General features: G+C 68.2%; 19 protein-coding genes. 13 read left to right on the top strand and 6 right to left on the bottom strand.

Going from position 1 to position 22,040, the window contains the following annotated elements:
* Position 1 precedes the first annotated feature (1 nt).
* Entirely contained in the window at positions 2 to 1,216 is a 1,215-nt protein-coding gene (spt, locus tag DI526_RS01975) for a serine palmitoyltransferase (RefSeq protein WP_304273485.1), read from the top strand.
* Between the two features lie 63 nt (positions 1,217 to 1,279).
* Here the strand turns inward: spt and DI526_RS01970 are convergent, their stop codons facing one another.
* From DI526_RS01970 to DI526_RS01960, 3 genes are read right to left on the bottom strand one after another with little or no spacing between them, the layout of a single operon-like run.
* Positions 1,280 to 2,161 (bottom strand): hypothetical protein, encoded by an 882-nt coding sequence (locus tag DI526_RS01970; RefSeq protein WP_304273482.1) that lies wholly within the window; start codon positions 2,159 to 2,161, stop codon positions 1,280 to 1,282.
* Entirely contained in the window at positions 2,158 to 3,153 is a 996-nt protein-coding gene (locus tag DI526_RS01965; RefSeq protein ID WP_304273479.1) for a diacylglycerol kinase family protein, read from the bottom strand. The genes DI526_RS01970 and DI526_RS01965 overlap by 4 nt, the downstream gene beginning before the upstream one ends.
* A complete protein-coding gene (locus DI526_RS01960; RefSeq protein WP_304273477.1) occupies positions 3,072 to 4,211 on the bottom strand; it encodes a CDP-alcohol phosphatidyltransferase family protein in 1,140 nt (379 codons plus the stop codon). Before DI526_RS01960 ends, DI526_RS01965 begins: the two co-directional genes overlap by 82 nt.
* Before the next feature lie 77 nt (positions 4,212 to 4,288).
* Between DI526_RS01960 and DI526_RS01955 the strand changes: the two genes are divergently transcribed.
* Entirely contained in the window at positions 4,289 to 5,200 is a 912-nt protein-coding gene (locus tag DI526_RS01955) for a metallophosphoesterase (RefSeq protein ID WP_304273475.1), read from the top strand.
* On the opposite strand, the gene DI526_RS01950 is transcribed toward DI526_RS01955, so the two are convergent.
* Positions 5,188 to 5,679 carry a DUF2141 domain-containing protein gene (locus DI526_RS01950; protein ID WP_304273472.1) on the bottom strand — a complete coding sequence of 164 codons (492 nt, stop codon included), beginning with the start codon at positions 5,677 to 5,679 and terminating at the stop codon, positions 5,188 to 5,190. The two genes, DI526_RS01955 and DI526_RS01950, sit on opposite strands and share 13 nt — an antisense overlap.
* A gap of 63 nt (positions 5,680 to 5,742) precedes the next feature.
* On the opposite strand from DI526_RS01950, the gene DI526_RS01945 reads away from it, so the two are divergent.
* From DI526_RS01945 to DI526_RS01925, 5 genes are read left to right on the top strand one after another with little or no spacing between them, the layout of a single operon-like run.
* Positions 5,743 to 6,180, top strand: coding sequence for an HIT family protein (locus tag DI526_RS01945; RefSeq protein ID WP_304273471.1), 438 nt, complete (start codon positions 5,743 to 5,745; stop codon positions 6,178 to 6,180).
* The gene (locus DI526_RS01940; protein ID WP_304273469.1) at positions 6,177 to 7,394 is read left to right on the top strand and encodes an LptF/LptG family permease; all 1,218 of its coding nucleotides are present in this window, start codon (positions 6,177 to 6,179) and stop codon (positions 7,392 to 7,394) included. The genes DI526_RS01945 and DI526_RS01940 overlap by 4 nt, the downstream gene beginning before the upstream one ends.
* Positions 7,391 to 8,452, top strand: a complete 1,062-nt coding sequence (locus DI526_RS01935) for an LptF/LptG family permease (protein WP_304273467.1) — start codon at positions 7,391 to 7,393, stop codon at positions 8,450 to 8,452. Before DI526_RS01940 ends, DI526_RS01935 begins: the two co-directional genes overlap by 4 nt.
* A complete protein-coding gene (gene bcerS, locus DI526_RS01930; protein WP_304273465.1) occupies positions 8,452 to 9,606 on the top strand; it encodes a ceramide synthase in 1,155 nt (384 codons plus the stop codon). The genes DI526_RS01935 and bcerS overlap by 1 nt, the downstream gene beginning before the upstream one ends.
* Positions 9,510 to 10,370 (top strand): nucleotidyltransferase family protein, encoded by an 861-nt coding sequence (locus DI526_RS01925; protein WP_304273462.1) that lies wholly within the window; start codon positions 9,510 to 9,512, stop codon positions 10,368 to 10,370. Before bcerS ends, DI526_RS01925 begins: the two co-directional genes overlap by 97 nt.
* Here DI526_RS01925 and DI526_RS01920 read toward each other — a convergent pair whose 3' ends face one another.
* Positions 10,371 to 11,132, bottom strand: a complete 762-nt coding sequence (locus DI526_RS01920) for an NTP transferase domain-containing protein (RefSeq protein ID WP_304273460.1) — start codon at positions 11,130 to 11,132, stop codon at positions 10,371 to 10,373.
* A 377-nt stretch (positions 11,133 to 11,509) separates the two neighbouring features.
* Here DI526_RS01920 and DI526_RS01915 point away from each other — a divergent pair, with 377 nt between their 5' ends.
* From DI526_RS01915 to DI526_RS01890, 6 genes are all read left to right on the top strand, one after another.
* A complete protein-coding gene (locus DI526_RS01915; protein WP_304273457.1) occupies positions 11,510 to 12,712 on the top strand; it encodes a glycosyltransferase family 1 protein in 1,203 nt (400 codons plus the stop codon).
* Positions 12,709 to 13,710: a flippase-like domain-containing protein gene (locus DI526_RS01910; protein ID WP_304273454.1), complete on the top strand. Its 1,002-nt coding sequence runs from the start codon at positions 12,709 to 12,711 to the stop codon at positions 13,708 to 13,710. Before DI526_RS01915 ends, DI526_RS01910 begins: the two co-directional genes overlap by 4 nt.
* 174 nt (positions 13,711 to 13,884) lie before the next feature.
* Positions 13,885 to 15,030, top strand: coding sequence for a rhamnogalacturonan acetylesterase (locus DI526_RS01905; protein WP_304273451.1), 1,146 nt, complete (start codon positions 13,885 to 13,887; stop codon positions 15,028 to 15,030).
* Positions 15,020 to 15,988: an alpha/beta hydrolase gene (locus tag DI526_RS01900; RefSeq protein ID WP_304273449.1), complete on the top strand. Its 969-nt coding sequence runs from the start codon at positions 15,020 to 15,022 to the stop codon at positions 15,986 to 15,988. The genes DI526_RS01905 and DI526_RS01900 overlap by 11 nt, the downstream gene beginning before the upstream one ends.
* Entirely contained in the window at positions 15,985 to 17,385 is a 1,401-nt protein-coding gene (locus tag DI526_RS01895; RefSeq protein WP_304273446.1) for a glycoside hydrolase family 28 protein, read from the top strand. Before DI526_RS01900 ends, DI526_RS01895 begins: the two co-directional genes overlap by 4 nt.
* Positions 17,385 to 18,053, top strand: a complete 669-nt coding sequence (locus DI526_RS01890) for a DUF6250 domain-containing protein (protein ID WP_304273443.1) — start codon at positions 17,385 to 17,387, stop codon at positions 18,051 to 18,053. The genes DI526_RS01895 and DI526_RS01890 overlap by 1 nt, the downstream gene beginning before the upstream one ends.
* Before the next feature lie 112 nt (positions 18,054 to 18,165).
* Here DI526_RS01890 and DI526_RS01885 read toward each other — a convergent pair whose 3' ends face one another.
* Positions 18,166 to 21,801, bottom strand: a complete 3,636-nt coding sequence (locus tag DI526_RS01885; RefSeq protein WP_304273441.1) for a TonB-dependent receptor — start codon at positions 21,799 to 21,801, stop codon at positions 18,166 to 18,168.
* Positions 21,802 to 22,040 lie beyond the last annotated feature (239 nt).

The following is a 22,040-nucleotide window of genomic DNA, read 5'->3' as shown; positions in this document are numbered from 1 at the left end:
AATGGGGCTATTTGATAAGCACCTGGCCTATCGCGATGCGTACAAGGCCATCCAGGACGCCGGCGCCGACCCCTTCAAGGTCCGTTTCGACGCGGTGCATTCGCCGACCGAGGGCGTTGTCGATGGGCGACCGACCATCCTGCTCGGCACCAACAACTATCTGGGCCTGACGTTTGACGAGGAAGCCATCGCCGCTTCGGTCAAGGCGGTCCAGGAGCGCGGCACCGGCACGACCGGTTCGCGCATCGCCAACGGCAGCTTCGAGGCCCACGTCGAGCTCGAGCAGGACCTGGCCAAGTTCTACGGCCGCAAGCACGCCATGGTCTTCACGACCGGCTACCAGGCCAATCTGGGCGTGCTGTCGACCCTGGTCGGCCGCGGCGACCACCTGATCCTGGACGCCGACAGCCACGCCTCGATCTACGACGCCTCGCGTCTGGGCCAGGCCGAAGTCATTCGCTTCCGCCACAACGATCCCGAAGACCTGGCCAAGCGCCTGCGTCGCCTGGGCGATGCGCCGGGCGAGCGCCTGATCGTGGTCGAGGGCGTCTATTCGATGATCGGCGACGTCGCGCCGCTGAAGGAAATCGCCGCCGTGAAGCGCGAGCTGGGCGGCTACCTGCTGGTCGACGAAGCCCACTCGATGGGCGTGCTCGGCGCGACCGGTCGGGGCCTGGCCGAAGCCGCGGGCGTGGAAGACGACGTCGACTTCATCGTCGGCACCTTCTCCAAGAGCCTGGGCGCCATTGGCGGCTTCTGCGTGTCGAACCTGGACGATTTCGACGTCATGCGCGTCGTCTGCCGGCCCTACATGTTCACCGCCTCGCTGCCGCCGGCCGTGGTCGCCTCGACCATCACGGCTCTGCGTCGCATGATCGAGCAGCCGCAGCTGCGCGACCGCCTGAACCACAACGCCAAGCGCCTGTATGACGGCCTGACCTCGCTGGGCTTCCACACCGGCCCGACGGCCAGCCCGGTGGTCGCCACGACCATGCCGGACCAGGAACGCGCCATCGCCATGTGGAACGCCCTGCTGCACGCCGGCGTCTACCTGAACCTGGCCCTGCCGCCCGCCACGCCGGACAGCCGTCCGCTGCTGCGCGCCAGCGTCAGCGCCGCTCACACCGACGAGCAGATCGACGCGGTCCTCAAGACCTTCGCCGAAATCGGCGCGGCCCTGGGCGTGATCGCGCCGCTTAAGCGCGCTCGCGCCTGATAGCGGTCTCATCGCTGAAAGCGACAACGCCCGGGTCCAGGCCCGGGCGTTTTTGTTTGGAGCTCAGGGCGCCTTCCGCCGCCCCTTCCAGACCTTCAGCAGGACTCCGGGCGCCGAGAGGATCGGATGGCGCTCGCGCCAGGGCGTGACCTCGATCTTCACGCCCGTGTGGCGCACGATCTTCCACGCGGCGTAGCGGGAAGCGCCCTGGAAGGTGAAGGCCGCCTTGATGAGCCGCGCCACGTTCAGCGGCTTACCCAGCCATTTGCGGGGCGTCCACGCCTTGCGGAGGCGGGTTCTCGCCCTCGCCTCCAGCGGCCCGCCCTGATCCTCCAGGACCGCCGTCATGACGTGATCATAGCGTTCGGGATCATAGGCGAGGATCGAGGCCTCTCGTCCCGCCTTCTCGACGCGCAGCTCGGCCTTGTAGGTCTCCTGGAACAGGGCGGTCCAGAGCGCCCGCGGCGCGCCGCCCTCCGGTCCCAGCGCCTGGGCGAAGCGGGCGGCGGTCTGGCAGGCCTCGGCGACCGCGTCGACAACCGGCTCCCGAACGCCTTCCGCCGCCCACGCCAGGGCGCACGGCTGGACGAAGCGAGCCCAGATGGTGGTGTCCGCCCCGGCTCCGCTGACCGCCCGCTGGAATTGCGCCAGGGTCATGGAAGCGACCTTGGCCCGCAGCGTTTCGCCGCCGTGCTCCAGCTCGTGATAGCTGACGTCCGGCCACAGCAGGCGGGTGAAGACGCCGCGCCAGCCAGCCGGCGGACGCTCCGTCAGGACGTAGTAGTCGAGCACGCCGGACAGGTCCCCCGTGCGCAGGATCGAGCCATAGAACAGCACCGCCCGCGCATCCGGAAACACCCCCGCCAGATACTGGGCGAAGGCGACGATCGGCTCGGGGATCGGCGTGGCGAGCTCGGCCGCGACCAGGTCGCGCAGGCGGCTCATCCGACCAGGAACCTCAGGGCCGGCCCCAGGGTGATGACCAGCTCGCCGCCCTCGAAGACTTCGCCGTCCAGCACGAACGGCGCGCAACCCGCCAGGGCGACGTTCTGGGCGTCACGGCGGCGATAGCCCATGCTTTCGAGCTTCGGCTCGGCCTTGCCGCTGAGCACCAACGGCAGGGCCTTGAGCAGCTTGCGGGGCGGCGCATCGACGTCCAGGATCTTCAGCCCCTCGCGCGGCGCCCCGAAGGGCTTCAGGCCGAATGGCAGGCGCTTGAGGGCGGTGGCGACGACCGCGAAGCGCTCCTCGCCGGGCTGCGCCTGCCCATCCAGCGTCAATCGGGCCGGGACGCCCTCGCGCCACTCGTCCCGCGCGCCGCCGAACAGGGCGCCGAAGGTGGCGGTGGCGATCGTCACGCCGACGGCCAGATTGTGGAAGAAGCCGACCTTGTGAACCTTCTGGGACAGGTTCGTCGCCTTCACCAGCGCCCCCACGCCAAAGAAGAAGCCCTGCAGGCACGGACGATGGCCATCGGTCCAGCTGATCCGCAGCGGCGGCCGCTCCTTGATCCGCGGCTCGGCCTGGCGGGCCGCGTTCAGCGCCTCCTCCAGCCGCCATTCGCGCTGGGCGCCCAGGTCGATCGCCAGGACGTTGGTCTTGCCCGACGGCAGCACCGCCAGCAGCGGCAGGTCCTCGCCGAAGGTGTGCGGCAGAAGGCTGATGACGTCGCGCACCGTGCCGTCGCCGCCGTCGATCACCAGCAGGTCCAGGCCCTCGCGGGCGAAGTCCTCGAGCACGGTCCGCAAGGCGTCACGCCCGAAAGGCTCGGCCAGCCGCACCCCCTCGGGCGTCGGCCCGGGCGGGTTCATCCGATTGCCGTGGCTCTTCGGATTGCGGATGACCGCGATGCGCGTCATTTCGACAGCCACGACTGGATCGAGCCCTTGGGGGCGGCCAGGCCTTGCAGGATCTGCACGGCATGCACCAGGAAGCATACGGCGGTCCAGATCGCCACCAGCGTGAAGCCGACATCCGGACGGCCGACGAGAGCGCAGCCCGTCATCAGGATCAGGTTCGGGTTCCGGCGGGCGGTGATCAGGCGGAAGAAGCTGTCGAACGGCCGCCAGGCGTGCATCTCCAGCTTGAACAGGGCCAGGAAGATCCCCTCCTCCACCCGCTGGGCGACATAGCCGCCGATGACGATGGCGAGACTGAGCGCCGGATAGGGAATGGATTGTCCGACCGCATAGACGCCGACGAACCAGGCCCACCACCAGAACGGCGGGTGCAGCAGGTCGATGCCATGGTCGAAGACATTGCCCCACTTGGACGAGGTCAGGGTCACGCGGGCCAACTTGCCGTCGACCGTGTCGAGGAAGGTCATGATCCAGGCGCAGACCAGGCCCCAGCCGAACTCGCCATGCCAGAACAGCCAGGTGGCGGCCAGCGTCAGCAGGAAGCCGATGAAGGTCACCTGGTTCGGCGTCATCTTGGCCAGCGCGCACCAGCGGGTCACCACGCGCGCCGGGGCGGGCCAGACGTACTTGGTGACGAGGTCGGTCACACCCTTGTACGAGCCCTGGAACAGCCGCTTTTCGACGGCGCGCACGGTCTCCGGCGTCAGGCGCTCCAGCACCGGCGGCTCGCGCTTGCGCAAGGCGCTGTTGTAGGCCGAGCCGAGCTCCAGCGCGGTCAGGCGGGTCAGGCGCGCGTCGAGACTCGACGGGTCCTGCCCGGCGGCCAGGGCCTCGGCGGTGGCGTAGGCCAGGTCAGCCGGCGCGTGGGCCGCGACGGCGCGGCCAGTCTCGTCGACCAGGACCGCGCCTTCGCGGCCCGCCAGGGCCTTGATCAGCGACTCGTCGAACACCCAGCCGGCGTCGACGGCGACCACCGCGTGCGACAGATCGACGGCCGGCGTCTCGACCAGGCCAAGACGCCGGTAGATCCGCGACAGCCGCTCGGCCGAGGTCATGCCCCAGATGCGGCCGCCGCCCTGGCCGACCGTCACGGCCCGAGGCCCCTGGCCGGCCGTGTTTTGAATTTCAGCGCTCAAGAACCGATATACCCCTTGAATCCCGCGCCGATTGATAAGCAGCTTCGGCTGCTTCGACCAGAACGCCCCGAAAGATCTTGTCCATTTACCGCATCGCCCACCTGTCCGACCCCCATCTGCCGCCGCCGCCAGGCGCGTTCGGCTGGAAGGACGTCTTCACCAAGCGCCTCCTCAGCCGCATCGCCTGGCGCAAGAAGCGCAAGGTTCACCGGCCAGAAGTGCTGGCGGCGCTGGTCGCCGACCTGAAGGCCGCCGCGCCCGATCATGTGGTGATTAGCGGCGATCTCACCAACTTCGCTTCGCGCACGGAGATTTCGGCGGCTCGCAAGTGGCTGGAATCGTTGGGCGAACCTGCCAACTTCACCGTCAGCCCCGGCAATCACGACGCCCTGGCCGGCGCCGGCGGTCAGGAGCGCTTCGCCATCTGGGCCCCCTGGCTGGGCGACACGGGCGAAAGTCAGTTCCCACAGGTGCGCGTCCGGGGCCCCGTGGCGATCTTCAATCTCTGCTCCGCCGTCCCGACCGCGCCGCACCTGGCCACGGGCCGCCTGGGCGAGGATCAGCTGCGGAAACTGGACGCAGCCCTGGCCGATCCCGCCTATGCGAACCTGTTCCGCCTCGTCGTCCTGCACCATCCGCCGCACGAGGGGGCCGTCTCCAAGCGCAAGGCGCTGGATGACCGCCACGCCCTGCACGCGGTGCTGGAGCGCCGCGGCGCGGATCTGGTCCTGCACGGCCATGCCCACGAGGCGCTGTTGGGCGCGCTCCGCGGTCCAAACGGCGCGACGATCCCCGTACTGGGCGTTCCCTCCGCCTCGGCCCGTCCCAACCGCCATGGCCCGGCGCGCTGGAACGCGATCGAGATCGAGCCCCGAGCCCATGGAGGCTTCGACGTCAGGATCGTGGCCAGGGGTGTCGAGGCCGGTCGCGAAGGCCTGGCCGAGCTGGGCCTTTTCAGCCTGACAGAGGCCGTCGATCAGCGCGGATAGCGGATCTTGATCCGGATGGTGTTGTCGCCCGGCTTCACCATGAACCGAGCCGCGTCGTAGGAGGGCCTGGCGTAGCGGGTCGGCGCGTCGTTGGAGAATCCGTAGCCTTCGGTGGGCATCCCCAGGGTGTTACGGTCGAGCTCGCGGCTGGCGTTGGCGTCGTGATAGACCTCCACCGCGTAGGCGTCGGCGACCGGCAGGTTGAAACATCCCTGGGTCATCGGCGCGGACGCCTTGACCCTCTGGCGCAGCAGCTTGCCATGCGGCGCGAGGAACCGCTCCGGATCGGCCGGATAGACCGTGATGGCCACCTCCCCGGCGTTGGAGCGCAGCGCGCCGACCTGCACGATCAGCCGCACGTCTCCCTTGCGACCGACGCAATCCTTGTCGGACGGCGGCGCGACCGGCGCCTGGGCGCCCGCCGCGCCCGCCGCAAAAGTCGCCAAGAACGCGCCGAGCAAAACGGATCGTGCTTTCATCTAAAACGCCGCGTCCCTATTGTTACGCCCAGGCGACACCAGCCTGAAGTTCCCGGCTTTACCATGACCAATCCCACCGCCCTGGCGTTCGGCTATCCCGGTTCCAAGATCGCCGAGACCGATCACTGGCTGATTCTGCTTCGTCCCAAGCAACCGACATTTGGGTCTTTGGTGCTGGTGTGCAAGGAAGCTGTGCAGGCGTTCTCCGAGGTGAGTCCCGCGGCGTTCGCCGATCTGCAGCTCGCCGTGGCCGGGATCGAGCGCCTGCTGAAGGGCCAGGTCGACTATGAGAAGATCAATTATCTGATGCTGATGATGGTCGACAAGGACGTCCACTTCCACGTCGTTCCGCGCTACGCGGGCGCTCGCGAGCACGAAGGCCTGACCTTCCCCGACTCTGGTTGGCCGGCCGCGCCGGCGCTAGGATCGGCCGTCGAGCTGCCGCCGGAAGCCGTCGAACGGCTGGCCGCGCGCTTCGCCCAGGCGTGGGTTCACGCGTGAGCGCCAAGACGATGTCCGCTGGTCCCTTGAGGCTGATCGATCGCTACCTGCTGCGCCTGCTGGTCTGGCCCTTGGTCGGGTGCCTGGGCGTCACGGTCGTCGCCCTGCTGCTGGAGCGAATCCTCCGCCTGCTGGACGCGCTGTCGCAGAGCAGCGCGCGGTTCGGCTATGTCGCCCAGCTGGCCGCCAACCTGGTGCCGCACTATCTGGGCCTGGCCCTGCCGGTCGCCTTCTTCGTGGCCCTGTTCATCGTCATCTCCAAGCTGTCGGACGGCTCGGAGGTCGACGCCCTGCTGGCCAGCGGGCAGTCGCTCGAGCGGATCGCCGCGCCGTTCCTGGCGGTCGGCCTGTTTCTCAGCGTCTTCAGCCTGATCGTGTTCGGCTACATGCAGCCCTATAGCCGCTACGCCTATCGGGCGGTCATGCACGCGGCGGTCAACGCCGGCTGGAACGGGCGGCTGGCGGGCGGCGCCTTCATCGACGACAAGGGCTCGCTGCTGACGGCCGACAGCGCCGACATCGCCGGCCAGAGCCTGACCCGCGTGTTCATCCGCCGCATGGACGCCAAGGGCCAGGAAGAGATCATCACCGCCGCCAAGGCCAATCTGAAGATGGACGCGGGCGGCAAGACCGTGACCATGGACCTGCGCGACGGCCGCCGGATCGGCCTGGACGCCAACGGCCAGTATCGCAACCTCGCCTTCACCAGCCTGACCACCCAGACCCCGCTGGCGGCGGCGGCCGTGCTGCTGCGCGACCGCGGCGGCGACGAGCGCGAACTGACCCTCGGCGAGCTCGCCAAACAAGCCGAGGCGCCCCACCCCGTCGTCTCGAAGGGTACGCTGCTTAGCGAACTTTACGGCCGCCTGGCCCGCGCCGCATTCCTGCCGTTCCTGCCGCTGCTGGCCTTCCCTCTGGGCCTGGCCTCCAAGCGCGGAAATCGCGCGCCCGGCCTGATCATGGCCGGCGTGCTCTTGCTGGCCTTCCAGCACGCCCTGCTGCTGGGCCAGAGCCTGGCCAAGGCCGACAAGGTCGCCGCCGGTCCGGCGATCTGGATTCCGTTCGCCCTCTTCTCAGGCTTCGCGGTCTGGCTGTTCCTGGGCAGCCGCACGCGCCCGGGCGACACGCCGGTCTCGCGCCTGGTCCGCCGCATCAACCACCTGGTCAAGCGCGTGGTTCACGCCCTGCCCCTGCCCAAGCGACAACCCGCATGAACCTGCAGCTCTATGTCCTGCGGACCGTCGCCACGCGCATTCTGGGCGCGGCGTTGATCCTGATGTCCATCCTGCAGATCCTCGACCTGCTGGACGTGACGACCGACATTCTCGACCGGGGCCTGGGCATGGCGGGGGTCGCCTATTACGCCGCCCTGCGCCTGCCGCGTCTGTTCGAACAGGTCGCGCCGATCGCCGTGCTGGCCGGCGGCCTCTTCGCCTTTTCGCAGCTAGCCCGCGAAAGCGCCGTGGTGGCCATGCGGGCCAGCGGCATTTCCGGCTATCGCATCGTCGGCATGGCCCTACCGGCCGTGATCGCCGTCATGCTGCTGGACGCCCTGTGCGGCCAGGTCCTGGCCCCGCGCGCCGATCCGACCCTCGCCGACTGGTGGCGGAACACGACGCCGGCGGCGGAACGCAAGGCGCCCTCGCCGCGCACCTTTCGGGCGGGAACCGACCTGGTGATCGGCACGGACGCCTCGGCAGACGGCCGCCAGATCACCGGCGTGACGATCTTCCGTCGTGACGCCAAGGGCATCCTGATGGAGAAGGTCGAAGCCGCGAAGGCGGTCTACAAGGACCACGCCTGGACGCTGGAGAACCCCAAGACCACCCGCTTCGCCGGCGACCTGGCCCAGACCTCCACCGCGGCCTCGACGAGCTGGCCCACGGCCCTGCGGCCGCAGGACGTGCAGGGCCTGTTCGGCGACGACACCGCCCCCACCGCCGCCTCGGCGCGCCGGGCGCTGGAGAACGGCGGCTCCGACCGGCCGGAGAGCTTCTACGCCACCCACTTCCAGGCCGCGTTCGCCAGCCCGTTCGTCTCGCTGGTCATGCTGCTGCTCAGCGCGCCCGTGGCGTTGGCCAACTTCCGCAGCGGTCAGGGCGCGGTCCTGCTGACCACCGGCTTGGGGGCGGGCCTCCTATTCCTGGTAGCCAACGGCATGCTGACCGCGCTGGGCGAGTCCGGCGCCCTGTCGCCGCTATTGGCCGTCTGGGCGGCTCCCGTCATCTTCGGCGCTCTGGCGGCGCGCACCTTCTTGGCCCTGGAGGGGTGATGCCTTTCGACTCCACGAACGCCGACCTGCAGGTCATTCCAGTCAAGACGCCGGGCGAACTGAAGCGCTTCATCGCCCTACCCGCGCGCCTGAACGCCAAGGATCCGAACTGGATCACGCCGCTCTTCATGGAGCGGACCGAGGCCCTGACGCCAAAGACCAATCCGTTCTTCGCCCACGCCGAGGTGCAGCTGTTCCTCGCCACGCGCGGCGGCCGAGACGTCGGCCGGATCAGCGCCCAGATCGACCACCTGACGCCCCAGCCGACGCCCGGCCGCCTCGATGGCCACTTCGGCATGATCGCCGCCGAGGATGACGCGGCCGTGTTTCAGGTCCTGTTCCGCGAGGCCGAGGACTGGCTGCGCGCCCGGGGGCGGACCCACATCGTCGGTCCGTTCAACCTGTCGATCAACGAAGAGGTCGGCCTGCTGGTCGAGGGCTTCGACAGCCCGCCGATGATCCTGATGGGCCACGACCCCGCCTATGCCGGCAAGCGGGTCGAGGAGCAGGGCTACGCCAAGGCCAGGGACGTCTTCGCCTATATCGCCGACGAGACCGGGGACATTCCCGAGATCGCCCAGCGTCGCGTCAAGCGAGGCCTCCCCTCCGGGGTGGTTCTGCGCCAGCTCGACATGTCCCGCTATGACGAGGAGGTCCAGACGCTGACGGACATCCTCAACGACGCCTGGAAGGATAACTGGGGCTTCACCCCCACGACCGAGGCCGAGACCCGCCAATTGGCCAAAGCGCTGAAGGCGGTGATCGACAAGCGCCTGACCTGGTTTGCGGAAATCGACGGCGAGCCTGCCGGCTTCCTGGTGTTCCTGCCCAACGTCAACGAGGCGATCGCCGACCTCAATGGCAAGCTCCTGCCGTTCGGCTGGGCCAAGCTGCTTTGGCGCCTGAAGGTCAAGCGCGTGAAGTCGGCCCGCATTCCGCTGATGGGCGTGAAACGCAAGTTCTCGGCCACCCAGCGCGGCCGCATGTTGCCGTTCTGGATGATGAAGGCGGGCCGCGATACGGCGATCGGCCTTGGCTACAACCGCTTCGAGATCTCGTGGGTGCTCGAGGACAACACGGCCATGTGCCACATCGCCGAGAACGTCGGCGGCACGCACTACAAGACCTATCGGATCTACGAGAAGGCTCTGTGAGCACCTTCAAGGCCCTGATCCTGGCCGGGTCGCGCGGCGGCGAGGTCGATCCGGCCGCCGCCTATGCCGGCGTCGCCCACAAGGGCCTGATCGTCCTGCAGGGGCGAACGCTGTTGGACCGGGTGCTTGGCGCTGTTCAGGATGCTGGGGCCAACCCTATTGGCGTCTCCGCCAACGATGCGCAGATCGGCGCAGTGTTGGCGGGCGCCGAGGCCAAAATCCTGCCGCCGTCCGCTGGCCCCAGCCAGAGCGTGGCCGACGGCGCCGCCGCCCTAGGCTTTCCGCTGATCGTCACGACGGTGGACCACGCCCTGCTCAAGCCGGATTGGATCACCCAGTTCATCGCCGATACCCCCGCCGACGCCGACGTGGCCGTGCTGCTGGCGTCGGAAGAGCGGGTGCAGGCCGCTGCGCCGCAGACCAAGCGCACCTACCTGAAGTTCCGCGACGGTCGCTATTCCGGCTGCAATCTCTTCCTGCTGCGCAACGAAAACGCGCTGAAGGTGATCGCCGTCTGGCGCAAGGTCGAAGCCCTGCGCAAGCAGCCCTGGAAGATCGCCGCCATGCTGGGGCCAAGCTTCCTGATCCGCTACGCGCTGGGCCTGCTGACGCTGGACGAGGCCGTCGCGCGGCTGGGCAGGCTGGCGGATGTAAAGGCCGCCGCCGTGCGGGCAAGCGACGGCCTGGCGGCCGTCGACGTCGACAAGCCGTCGGACCTGGATCTGGTTCGGGAATTGGTGGGCGAGGCTACCTCGCCCGCCTGATCAGACCGCCTCGGCCTCCTTGGCCGCCCACTGGGCGGTCAGGGCGCGATTGCGGACCAGATCTTCCGGGAAGTCCATCTCGGCCCAGTCCAGGCCTTCGATCGAGCGAACGCGCACGACGTCGTGGTTCTGGGCGATCTCGTTGATCACGCTGAGATACCAGCGCTTCAGCCCCTCGGGCGTGCGCATGATCGACTCCAGCGTGCTCACGAACAGGGCCGAGCCTTCGGCGTTGAAGCGCAGGAAACCGATCGACTCGGCGTCGTACTCGGTGATCGTCTTGCCGATGGCGCGCAGGGCGTCGCCGTCGGTCAGCACCTTCATGTCGTCGGCGTCATAGCCCCCCGCCTTGCGGTCGACCGTCACCGTGATCGGCGCGTCGGGCGCGCTGATCAGGCGCTCGGCGATCGCCGGCTCGAACAGGGTGTCGCCGTTGAGGATCATGAACGGCCCGCCGCGCATCTCCTCGCGCGCCAGCCAGCAGGTCGCGAGGTTGTCGGTCACGCTGTAGAACGGATTGTAGAGCGTGCGGACCGTCATGCCGGGCAGCGAAAGACGCGCGATCTCGGCCTCGACCAGATCACTGCGGAAGCCGGTTACCACCACCGCCTCGGGCACGCCGGCCTGATGCAGGTGGCGAAGCTGCCATTCCAGCACCGTCTTGCCAGCCAGTTCCACCAGGCACTTGGGCCGATCGTCGGTCAGCGGTGAGAGCCGCTTTCCCTGACCAGCGGCGAGGATGAGGGTCTTGACCGGCTGCATGACGTTCTAAAAATCTCGCTGGATCGGGGCTGGCTCAGCCCCTCAAGGAATCGTTGGACCGCGAACAGGCGATCGCGAGCGCATAACTGAGCACGAACAGGCCCCGGGGCAAGTCCGCGCGCCCCCTCAAAGCCGTACGCCTTCCGCAGCGCAAGCCTCATCGGACTGTTTTTTGTCCAGAACGATCAATCGGTCACGGTCGACTCCCGTTAATCGCACGCCAAAGCCGCCACATCCCATGGTTCAGCTTCGGTTCAGCTTGACCTGAAGATTGTGTGGAGGACTAACGGCCTTCCCCTTCCGGAACCTGAACCATTCCACCATATGGCCATTGTCATATTCGGGTGGGGGCCTCGGAGATAAGACCAGGAGGCGTCGTGCAGCGCGCGGAAAGATCGATTCTACAGCCCGCTGAGGAAAAGCCCGCCCAGGGTCTTCGCCTCGCCCTGTTCTCGGGGAACTACAACTATACCCGAGACGGCTCGAACCAGGCGCTCAACCGCCTGGCGGCCTATCTGATCGAGGCCGGTGCGACGGTTCGCGTCTATTCGCCGACCACGGACACACCGGCTTTCGAGCCCGCCGGCGAACTCGTCTCCGCCCCATCCGTGCCGATCCCGGGCCGCGGTGAGTATCGCCTGGCGCTGGGCCTGACCCCTGGCCTGAGGGCGGATCTGGCGGCTTTCCAGCCCACCATGGTCCATCTCTCCGCGCCCGACCTGTTGGGTTCCCAGGCCGGACGCTGGGGCCGCGCCGCCGGCCTGCCCGTGGTCGCCAGCCTGCACACACGCTTCGAAACCTATCTCTCCTACTACGGCCTCGACTGGCTGCGACCCCGCGTGGAGCGCTATCTCGACCGGTTCTATCGCGGGTGCGACCGGGTGCTGGCGCCGAACGCGCCGATCGCCGACCTCCTGCGAGAGCAGGGGCTGGGCGAGCGGGTCCGGGTGTGGGGACGCGGCGTCGATCGCGCGCGCTTCTCGCCCGACCGCAAGGACATGGCCTGGCGTCGGTCGCTGGGGATCGCCGATAACGAAGTGGTGGTCGCCTTTCTCGGCCGCCTGGTGATGGAAAAGGGCCTCGACGTCCTGGCGGAGACCCTTTCCCTGCTCGCCGATCAACCGATCCGTCCCCTGATCATCGGCGACGGTCCCGCGCGCAGCTTCCTCGAAGGGCGCGCGCCTGGCGCGATCTTTACGGGCCATCTGGATGGCGAGGCCCTGGGCCGCGCCGTCTCCAGCGCCGACATCCTGTTCAATCCCAGCCTGACCGAGGCGTTCGGCAACGCCACCCTCGAAGGTATGGCGGCGGGCCTCGCCGTGCTTTGCCCGCGCGCGCCCAGCACCAGCGCCCTGATCACGGACGGCCATGACGGGGTGCTCGCGCCCTCGGCCGACGCGGGGAGCTATGCGACAGCGGTCCGCAGCCTGGTCGCCGAGCCCCTCCGGCGTCTTCGCATCGGCCGGACGGCCCGCGCCACCAGCGCGGCCTATGACTGGCGGGCGATCTGCGCGGACGTGCTCGACGTCTATAGGGAGTTGGGCGCGGTTCCCGCCCAGCGCGCGCGCTCGGCCGCATGACCGACAGGCAGGGCAAACGCGGCGGCGCGGCCAAGGGCTGGCTGCTGACGATCGGCGTCGCGCTGCTGGCGGTGCTTCTCGCGACGCACGGCGCGGGCGCCCTCCGCGCGATCGTGGCCGAGGTCGGATGGCAGGCCCTGCTGGTCGTCGCCGCGCATCTGCCGGTGACCTTCTTCGCGACCGTCGGCTGGCAAGTGCTGCTGCCGCCGGACCGCCGGCCGTCCCTGCCCTTTCTCTTTCGCCTGCGGCTGATCAAGGAGGCGGTCAACGCCCTTTTGCCGGTGGCCCAGGTCGGCGGCGAGGTGGTCCGCGCCAAGCTCGCCGTCCGCAAGGGTCTGACCCTGGCCGAGAGCACGGCAAGCTGCGTCGTCGACGTGCTGGCCGGCACGGTGGGCCTGGTGCTTTTCGTCCTGGCCAGCTTGGCCGTGGCGCTGGTCACGCTGCGCGATCCACGGCTTGCGCAGGCCGGCCTGACCCTTGTGGGCGTCGTGGCGCTGATCGCCGGCGCGCTCTTCATCGCGCACAAGGCTGGACTGGGTCGGCGCGTCGGCCAGCTCTCGCAGCGCTGGACCGCCATCGCCGGCCGGGTCGGCGCGCTGGGCGAGGCCTTTCGCGACATCGGCGCCCGCCGCGCCGAGATCGGCGCCTCCTGGGCCTGGCACATGGCGGCTTGGCTGGCGGGCGCGTTCGAGACCTACGTGTCGATGTGGGCGCTTGGCCTGCAGCCGACGCTGCTCCAGGCGCTGATCGTCGAAGGCCTGGCCCAGACGGCCAAGGTGGTCGGCTTCGCCATTCCGGGCGCCCTGGGCGTGCAGGAAGGCGGCTACCTGCTGCTGGGCGGCGCGCTGGGTCTCACGCCGGACCAGGCGCTGGCGCTCTCGCTGCTGCGTCGCCTGCGCGAGATCACGCTAGGCGCCATTGGGCTGGTCCTGTGGCGCACGACGCGGCAGGAAGCGCCGGCGCCGGCGCGAGACACCCTCGCGACCGGGACCGCCTAACTCCCACATAGCAGGATAATATCCTGTATTTTGACATTGAATCCACCGCCACGCGCCGCTACCAAGGGGACGGACTCTGCGCGCGAGGGAGGCGGCATGATCCTGGATCGGCGTACTCTGCTGACGGGCCTCGCGCTCGCGCCTAGCCTCGCGCTGGCCAGGGAGGCTTCCCCCGTGTGGACCTTTGATTTCGAGACGACGCCGCCAAAGCCGTACGACCCGGCCGCGGGCCAGGGATGGGAGCCCGGCGCCGGCCGCCTGTTCTCGGTGCGTGCGCCTGAAGGCGACTATCGGGTCACGCTCGAACTCGGCAGCGCCAAGGCGTCGGAGACCACGGTCAAGGCCGAGGCGCGCCGGCTGATGCTGGAGACCGTCAGCGTGGCGCCGGGCAAGACCGAGACGCGGACGATCATCGTCAATGTGCGCCGCCCGGACCTCGCGCCGCCGCCGCCCAACGCGCCCGGCGGAACGCGCGTGCTGCTCAATCCACGCGAGGAAGGCGGCTACGACTGGGACGACAAGCTCACCCTGGAGTTCTGCGGTCCGAGCGCCGCCGTGCGCCGAGTGCGGATCGACCCCGTCACGGTCCCGACCGTTTTCCTGGCGGGCGATTCCACCGTCACCGACCAGCGGTTCGAGCCGGCGGCCGGCTGGGGCCAGATGCTGCCTCGCTTCTTCAAGCCCGAGATCGCGGTCGCCAACCACGCTGAATCCGGCGAGACGCTGAAGTCTTTCCTGATCGAGCGCCGCCTCGACAAGATCCTGAGCCGGATCAAGCCTGGCGACTGGCTGCTGATCCAGTTCGGGCACAACGACCAGAAAACCCAGTGGCCCCAGACCTACGCCGACGCCGCCACAACCTACCGCGACTACCTGCGGGTCTATGCGGGCGAGGCGCGGCGACGCGGCGCGGCGCCGGTGTTCGTCACCTCGATGCATCGCCACCGCTTCGACGCGGCCGGCAAGGTGGTCGACACCCTGGGCGACTATCCCAAGGCCATGCGTGAGACGGCGCGCGAGCTGGGCGTTCCGCTGATCGACCTGCACGCCATGAGCGCGACCCTCTACGAAGCGCTGGGGCCGAAGTCGGCCTGGAAGGCCTTCAATGACGGCGGCAAGGACCTGACTCACCACAACAATTACGGCGCCTATCAACTGGCGCGCTGCGTGGTCGAGGGCGTCCGCGCCCATGTTCCAGCCCTGGCCGCCCACCTGGCTACCGATCTGCCGCCGTTCGATCCGGCGCGCCCGCCGTCGCCCGACACCTTCACCTTGCCGCCCAGCGCGGCCGCCAGCCAGGAAGCTCCCCGTGGCAACTGACACTGACCGCCGCGCCCTGCTGGGACTGACCGCCAGCCTGGCGGCGCTCCCCGCCCTCGCCCGCGCCCAGAACGCCCTTCCGGCCGTCGAGACGGTCGACCTGTGGCCCGGGGGCGCGCCGGGTGGAGAGAAGGTCACTGTCACCGAGCAGGTGATCCTGCGCACCCCCGGCGGTGATCCGAATGACACGGCGTTCCTGAACGTGACCAAGCCCTGGCTGACGATGCGCCGCCCCGCCAAGCCGAATGGCGCGGCCGTGCTGATGATCCCGGGCGGCGGCTATGTGCGGGTGGCGGTCGGTAAGAACGGGGGCCCGATCGACGCCTGGCTGGCAAGCGTGGGGATCACGGCCTTCGTCATGGACTATCGCCTGCCCGCCGACGGCTGGGCGGCCGGCCCCGACGTGGCCCTTCAGGACGCGCAGCGCGCCATCCGCCTGATCCGCGCCCGCGCGCCGTCGATGGGCGTCGATCCCGCCAAGGTCGCGGTGATCGGCTTCTCGGCCGGCGGCCACGTCGCCGCGCGGCTGGCGACGCAGCATGGCCGCGAGACCTATGCGCCGGTCGACCAAGCCGACACGCTGCCCACCCGGCCCTTCGCGGCGGGCCTGTTCTATCCCGTGATCACCGGCATGGCGCCCTACGCCCACGGCCAGTCGCTGAAGCAGCTCGTGGGCGCCAACCCGACCGATGCTCAGCGGCAGGCCGTGTCGGCCGAGCAGCACGTGCCCGCCGACGCGCCGCCGACCTTCATCGCCGCCGCGGCCGACGACAAGGTCGTGCCCGTCGAAAACAGCGTCCTGATGTGGCAAGCCCTCCGCGCCAGGAAGATCCCCGTCGAGATGCATCTGCAGGAGGTGGGCGGCCACGGCTTTGGCCTGAAAGGAGCCGACGGCCAGATCTCGCCATCGATGCTGGCCCTGGACGCCTTCTTCCGTCGCCACGGGCTTTACGCGTGACGCCGGGCGGCCGCGGGCTCGCGACGGACGCGATCAACGCGGCGATCGCCCACGCCCACGCGCGGGGCGGCGGCGAGGTCGTCTTGCCAACCGGCCGCCATCTGTCCTTCTCCATCCGCCTGCTCAGCGGCGTCACCTTGCGACTTGAAGAAGGCTGCGTGCTGGAAGCGGCGGACCCGAGCGTCCACGGCGGCGCCTATGACCCGGCCGAGCCCAATCCGCACGACCTCTGGCAGGACTTCGGCCACAGCCACTGGCGCAACAGCCTGATCTGGGGCGAGGATGTCGAGGACGTGGCGATCCTGGGCCCTGGCCGCATCGACGGCGCGGGCCTGACGCGCGAAGGCCCCGGCTCCCGCTGGTCGCGGCAGGCCGGGGAGTTCCCGCTCAGCATGGCCGGCCTGTCGGCGGAGGTGATGGCCGAGCTGTCCCCGGCGGTCGAGGCGATGGCCGGCCTGGGCAACAAGGCCATCGCCTTGAAGCGAGCCAGGCGGGCGCGGATCGAGGCACTGACGATCTTCCGAGGTGGCCACTTCGCGGTCCTGGCGACCGGCTGCGAGGACCTGGTGCTGCGCGACCTCGTCGTCGACACCAACCGCGATGGCCTCGACATCGACGCCTGTCGCGACGTGCTGGTTTCCGGCTGTCGCATGAACACGCCCAATGACGACGCCATCGTGCTGAAGAGTTCGCTGGCGCTGGGTCAGGCCATCGCCACCGAGCGGGTGACGATCCAGGACTGCGAGGTCAGCGGCTTTGACCTTGGGACGATGCTGGACGGAACCTTCGGCCGCACTCAGCAGCGCGCGCCCGACCAGGACCGCGTCACCGGCCGGATCAAGCTGGGCACGGAGTCGAATGGCGACTTCCGGGACATCGTCATCCGGGACTGTCGCTTCACGCGATCGCGCGGCCTGGCCCTGGAGGTGGTCGATGGCGGGACGATGGAGAACGTCCTCGCCGAGCGCCTGGTCATGCAAGAGGTCACGACGGCGCCGATCTTTCTGCGCGTCGGCGACCGCAGGCGAGGTCCGGAGGGCACGCCCCTGGGCGCCATGCGCCGCATCGTGCTGCGCGACATCCAGGCCGCCGGCATCCTGCCCGACTACGCCGCCACCATCGCCGGCCTGCCGGAGTCGCCGATCACCGACGTGACGCTGTCGAACATCCGCCTGTCCTATCGCGGCGGCGGCGCGGCCGCCTGGGCCGAGCGGCGTCCCGACGACCTGCCGCAGGCCTATCCCGAGCCCAGCATGTTCGGCCCCTCCCCGGCCCATGGCCTGTGGGCGCGGCATGTCGATGGCCTGAAGATCGAGGGCCTCAGCATAGAGACCGTCGCGCCTGATCCACGACCGCAACGCTTGCTCGAGAACGTCCGCGAGACGGAGGCCAGTTAATGATCGACCGACGCAGCCTGATGGCCGGCCTCGCGGCGACTCCATTCGCGGGAAAGCGGCGCCTGTTCGGCGACGACTTCCGCAAGGGCCTTGGTCAATGGGCGATCGAGGCGGAAAAGCCGGCCTCCGTCGCCGCGCGCGACGCGGCGCTGGACATCGTCGCGCCCGCCGGCCTCACGGCCTGGTTCAAGCCTGAACTGGTCGGCAGGATCGCCATCACCTACCAGGCCATGGCGGTCTCGGAGGGCGGCCCCTTTGACCGGGTCAGCGACCTGAACGCTTTCTGGATGGCGCGCGAGGTCGGCGGCGGCTCTCCGCTGGAGCGCCCCCGCAGCGGCGCGTTCGCCGACTACGACACGTTGGAGACCTACTATGTGGGCCAGGGCGGCAACGGCAATTCGACGACCCGCTTCCGACGCTATGTCGGGCGGGCCGGCGAGCGCCCCCTGTTGCCCCGGCACGACCACGCCGCGCCCGACGAGATGCTGACGCCCAACCGCTGGGCCTCGGTCCAACTCATCGCCGACGGGGAGCGCATCGAATACTGGAGCGACGGGCGGCGGCTGTTCGACCTCGACGATCCAGCGCCGTACCGCCGCGGCTGGTTTGGCCTGCGCACCACCCAAAGCCATCTGCGCGTGCGGAACTTCGCGGTCTTCAGGCTCTAAGGCCTGAGAAATCCGACAAGAAGAAGCCGGCGCGAGGCGAGAGGCCTCGGCCGGCATCTTTGTCGTGGCCTTCCGGGCGCGCCGGACCAAGGTCCGACACGCCCCCTGGCCCCTAGTTCTTGTAGACGAAGCCCACCGCAAGACGGGCGCCGCCGAACTGGGCGGACCACGGGTTCTTGCGGCCGTCGAAGCCCGCGCGGTCGGAACCCACGCTCAGGCGCGCCGCGTTCAGCAGGTTACGCCCTTCGAAATAGACCTCGAGGTTCGGGTTGATCTTCCGCGAAACCTTGGCGTCCAGATACTCGTACTTCTCCGAATAGACCGGCTCGCCGGGGTTATACGGGAAGCGGACGAAGTTCCCCACGTTGGTGTTGGGCGAATTGCCCACCGGCGAGGACGCCGTGTTGTTACACGGCGAGATGCAGGTCAGCGTCCGGTCGCGGGTCTGATAGGCGATCCGCACCTTGGTCACGCTGTCGTCGTACCAGAACACGAGGTTGGCGAAGTACTTCGACTGGCCGGCGGGATCCAAGGAATCCGCCGTCAGCGGGTCGATATAGGCCGCCGCGCCGCCCGACTTGGTCGTCGAGATGTTGAAGTCCATACCGGTCTTCTTGAATATCCAGGGCAAGCGCGTGAAGGCCGTCTTGGCGACGAACTCCCATCCGCTCTGCACGTAGCCCGGACCGTTGAGATAGGTGTTCAGGCCGAACTCGTAGTCGGAGAACTTCTTGCCCGTGCCCGGAATGACTTCGTCCGTACCGGCGAACAGGGACAGGTTCTTGACCGGCACTTCGACCGGCGCGCCGATCCGAACCTTCTGGCGGTAGTAGGCGATGCTGAACGAGGTGTCGCGGTTGGGATACCACTCGATGCTCGTGTTGTTCTTGGTCGCCGTATAGGGCTTCAGGTCCGGATTGCCGACGCGCGTGCAGGTCATGTCCTGTTCGGAACCGTCGGAGTCCGTCACGCCATCGCGACGTTCGTCGTAGGTGCAGACACCGGCGGGGAACAGGCGGTTCAGCGGCGGCGGAGCGATCGTCTTCGCCCACGAGTAGCGCAGCGCCACCTTGTCCGGGATCACCCACAAGGCCGCATTGTACGCCGGCATCCAGGCCGTGTACTCGCGGTTCAGCGTCACCGGCTTGGTGATGGTGGTGGTCGTGATCCCGGCCGCGTTGGTGGGATCATTGGGGTTGAACTGCGGCGTCTTCAGCGTCGCCGAAAGGCCGACATAGCCAGAGCCCGAGACCTCGGTCTTCTGCATACGCATGCCGAAGTTGCCGTTCAGCTCCATGTTGAAGGGCAGCTGCTGTTCGAACTCGGCCATCCAGTACCAGGAATAGTACTTCTCGAGCGCCTTGTTGACCGGCTGGTCATAGACGTTGCCGTCGCTGGCCTTGCAGGACTTCACGCAGTCGAAATTATAGTTCTGAGCGGCGGCCAGCTGGCTGAAGGCGACGGGCACATTGATGCTGTCCCAGACCGTCAGGCCCTTAGTGCCCTCGAAGCCCTTCATGAAAGGACCTGAGTTGTCCTGCAGGCTGCTCTGGAAGATCGAGATCAGCTTGTCGCGCGGCAGGGTCTCGACGCCGTAAAGGAAATTGCTGCCGGTGGTCGGGTTGGGCGCATAGCCATAGACGCACGCGTTGGTGGCCGTCGTGGTCGCGACGTTCTCGCAAGCGCGAACGTCGCTACGCAGGGCCATCGTCGGCACGAACACCCCCGCCTTGGGCGAGTAGCCGCCGGCGCCCCACGAGTCCGTCGCCGCGTCGCGATAGAAGCCGCCCACCTTGAAGCGGGTGAAGAAGGGCAGCTTGCCGTCGACGAGGTAGCTGACGTCAAGCTTGTACTGGTTTTCGGTGCTCTCGACGATCCGAGGGTTCCACTGGAGACGATAGGCGGCGCTGTAGCTGGGCAGGCCGGCCGCCGTGGGCGCCAGCAACTGCACGAAATTGGCCATGTTGGTCTCGTCGTACGAGGCCGGCGTGTCGATGGTCCAGATGCCGTTGTCCAGCACGCGCATCGTCGCGTTGCCGTAGGTATAGGCGCGCGTCAGGCGACGGTCGTACCGCGAGTAGTCCGACTCCGTGCGGCCGCCGCGGAATTCCACCTTCAGCGGGCCATTGTCGTAGTCCGCGCCATAGGTGAAGTAGTTCGTCTTCCAGTCTTGCGTGTTCTCGATGTGGTCGATGTTCACCGCGGCGTTGGTGATGTCGAACGACGTCAGATGGTGGGCGTCGTCGAGCTTGACCGAGCCTGGAATGATGTTCGCCGCGACGCCGTAGATCGGGAACGAATTGTTCGTGACAACCGAACCGGGCGTCGTATCGATCACCGCGACGCCCGTCGGGAAGGCGGAGCTGTAGATGTAGTAGCCGGAATTGGCCACCGGCGAGAGCGGATTGGCCGTGCCCGCCGGGTAGAAGGTGTTGGTGACCAGCGGCGACGTCACCGAGCCGACCGTCGCGGCGCCGAGCGAGGTGATGCCCCCGCGGGTCCGCTGGCGGTTCTGTTCGTTCTGGGTGCGGTTGGTGACCTGATACTTGGCGAAGACCGTCAGGTTTTCCGTCACGCGATAGTCAAGCCGCAGGTCCCAGGCCAGGCGGTCCTCATACTGGGACCAGTTCTGATCCCGGACTAGGTTGGGCGTATAATCGTTCCACTGGTTGAGGCAGCTGATCTGCGAGTTGATCAACGCCGCCTGAGCAGCCTGGCGGTTCGCGCCGTTGCTGCCGCCGGCGATGGTGCTCAGCTGCGCGTCGGTCAGCAGCGGGAAGGCCGCAAGGCAATCGGCCTTGCTTTTGGCGTTGGCCGACTTGGTCACGACTTCCAGAGGCGTCGGAGCGTTGAAGGTTCCGCCGCCGCTGGCCAGGGCCCACGAACCGATCGGCGTATTGGCGTCCACGCCGTTGGTCGCCGCGGGGTTATAGCTCCAGGTCTTGTTGGGCGAGTTGTCGAAGTCCGCGAAGCGCGTATAGCCCTGCAGATTGTTCGAGCCGCCGTTGTTCAGCGCGTGGCTGTCGTTGTAGCGCTTGGTCGAGTTGACGTTGACCATCACGCCCAGGCGGTCGTCGAGGAACTTGCGCGTCGCGACGAGACCGATTTCGGGCCCAGCCTTCTTCGACAGCGTATTCTCGGCCGCCGCGCCTCGCAGCGACAGATAGGGCTTCTTGAAGTCGAGGCCGGTCCGGGTCTGGATCTGGACCGTCGCGCCGAGCCCGCCGGGCGTCATGTCGGCCGTCTGACCCTTGATCACGTCTAGGCTCTTGATCATTTCCGCTGGCAGTTCGCGCATGTCGGCCGAGCGACCGTCACCACCGCCCGCGGCCAGGCTGAAGCCCGAGGCCGCCACGCCCATGCCGTCCATCTCGACGCGGGTCAGGTCGGCGCCGTTGCCGCGGATGGTGACGCCGTCGCCTTCGCCGAAGCCATTGCGCTCGATGGCGACGCCCGCGATGCGCGACATGGCTTCGTTCACGTTGCTGTCGGGGAACGAGCCCACGTCGTCAGCGACGATCGAGTCCTGGGCGGTCTTGCCGCGCTTCTTGCGCTGGATGGCGTTCTGTTGGGAGGCCCGGGCTCCGACGACGATCACGTCGACGGTGTTCGCCTCAGTGCTGTTGGCGTTCGCGGCCGGGGCCGACGCGGTCTGAGCCTGGGCTTGGTCCGCCAGCATGAAACCGGCGGTCAGCGCGAGGATCGAAGCCGTGGCGACGGCGCGATGACGCGCCATGGTGAACTGCATGGTGTCCCTCCCTCATAATTCTCGCGACCCGCGTCCCCCGCAGGATCCCGATTGGCCCTTGCGCAGGCGGTGAGCTTTCGACTCACCCGCACAGGGCGGCTCATTCTTAAGACAAATTCCTAAGTGCCATATGTTGAGATGTCAACGCAATTTGTGGGAAGACACAGGTTTGCAATCGTGATGTAACCGGGCCAGTCCTGACGCGGGCAGGAATGCCTTTCAGAAGCCGACTCTCAGCC

This window comes from Caulobacter segnis (assembly GCF_003243465.1).
Taxonomy (GTDB): domain Bacteria; phylum Pseudomonadota; class Alphaproteobacteria; order Caulobacterales; family Caulobacteraceae; genus Caulobacter; species Caulobacter segnis_A.
Note: the sequence above shows the minus strand (reverse complement) of the source record. Positions and strands in the feature narration are given on the sequence as shown.

Coding starts and splice junctions, on each gene's coding strand:
- spt (WP_304273485.1), top strand. CDS start 2: ATGGGGCTATTTGATAAGCACCTGGCCTATCGCGATGCGTACAAGGCC.
- DI526_RS01970 (WP_304273482.1), bottom strand. CDS start 2,161: ATGAGCCGCCTGCGCGACCTGGTCGCGGCCGAGCTCGCCACGCCGATC.
- DI526_RS01965 (WP_304273479.1), bottom strand. CDS start 3,153: ATGCTTCCTGGTGCATGCCGTGCAGATCCTGCAAGGCCTGGCCGCCCC.
- DI526_RS01950 (WP_304273472.1), bottom strand. CDS start 5,679: ATGAAAGCACGATCCGTTTTGCTCGGCGCGTTCTTGGCGACTTTTGCG.
- DI526_RS01945 (WP_304273471.1), top strand. CDS start 5,743: ATGACCAATCCCACCGCCCTGGCGTTCGGCTATCCCGGTTCCAAGATC.
- DI526_RS01935 (WP_304273467.1), top strand. CDS start 7,391: ATGAACCTGCAGCTCTATGTCCTGCGGACCGTCGCCACGCGCATTCTG.
- bcerS (WP_304273465.1), top strand. CDS start 8,452: ATGCCTTTCGACTCCACGAACGCCGACCTGCAGGTCATTCCAGTCAAG.
- DI526_RS01920 (WP_304273460.1), bottom strand. CDS start 11,132: ATGCAGCCGGTCAAGACCCTCATCCTCGCCGCTGGTCAGGGAAAGCGG.
- DI526_RS01910 (WP_304273454.1), top strand. CDS start 12,709: ATGACCGACAGGCAGGGCAAACGCGGCGGCGCGGCCAAGGGCTGGCTG.
- DI526_RS01890 (WP_304273443.1), top strand. CDS start 17,385: ATGATCGACCGACGCAGCCTGATGGCCGGCCTCGCGGCGACTCCATTC.
- DI526_RS01885 (WP_304273441.1), bottom strand. CDS start 21,801: ATGCAGTTCACCATGGCGCGTCATCGCGCCGTCGCCACGGCTTCGATC.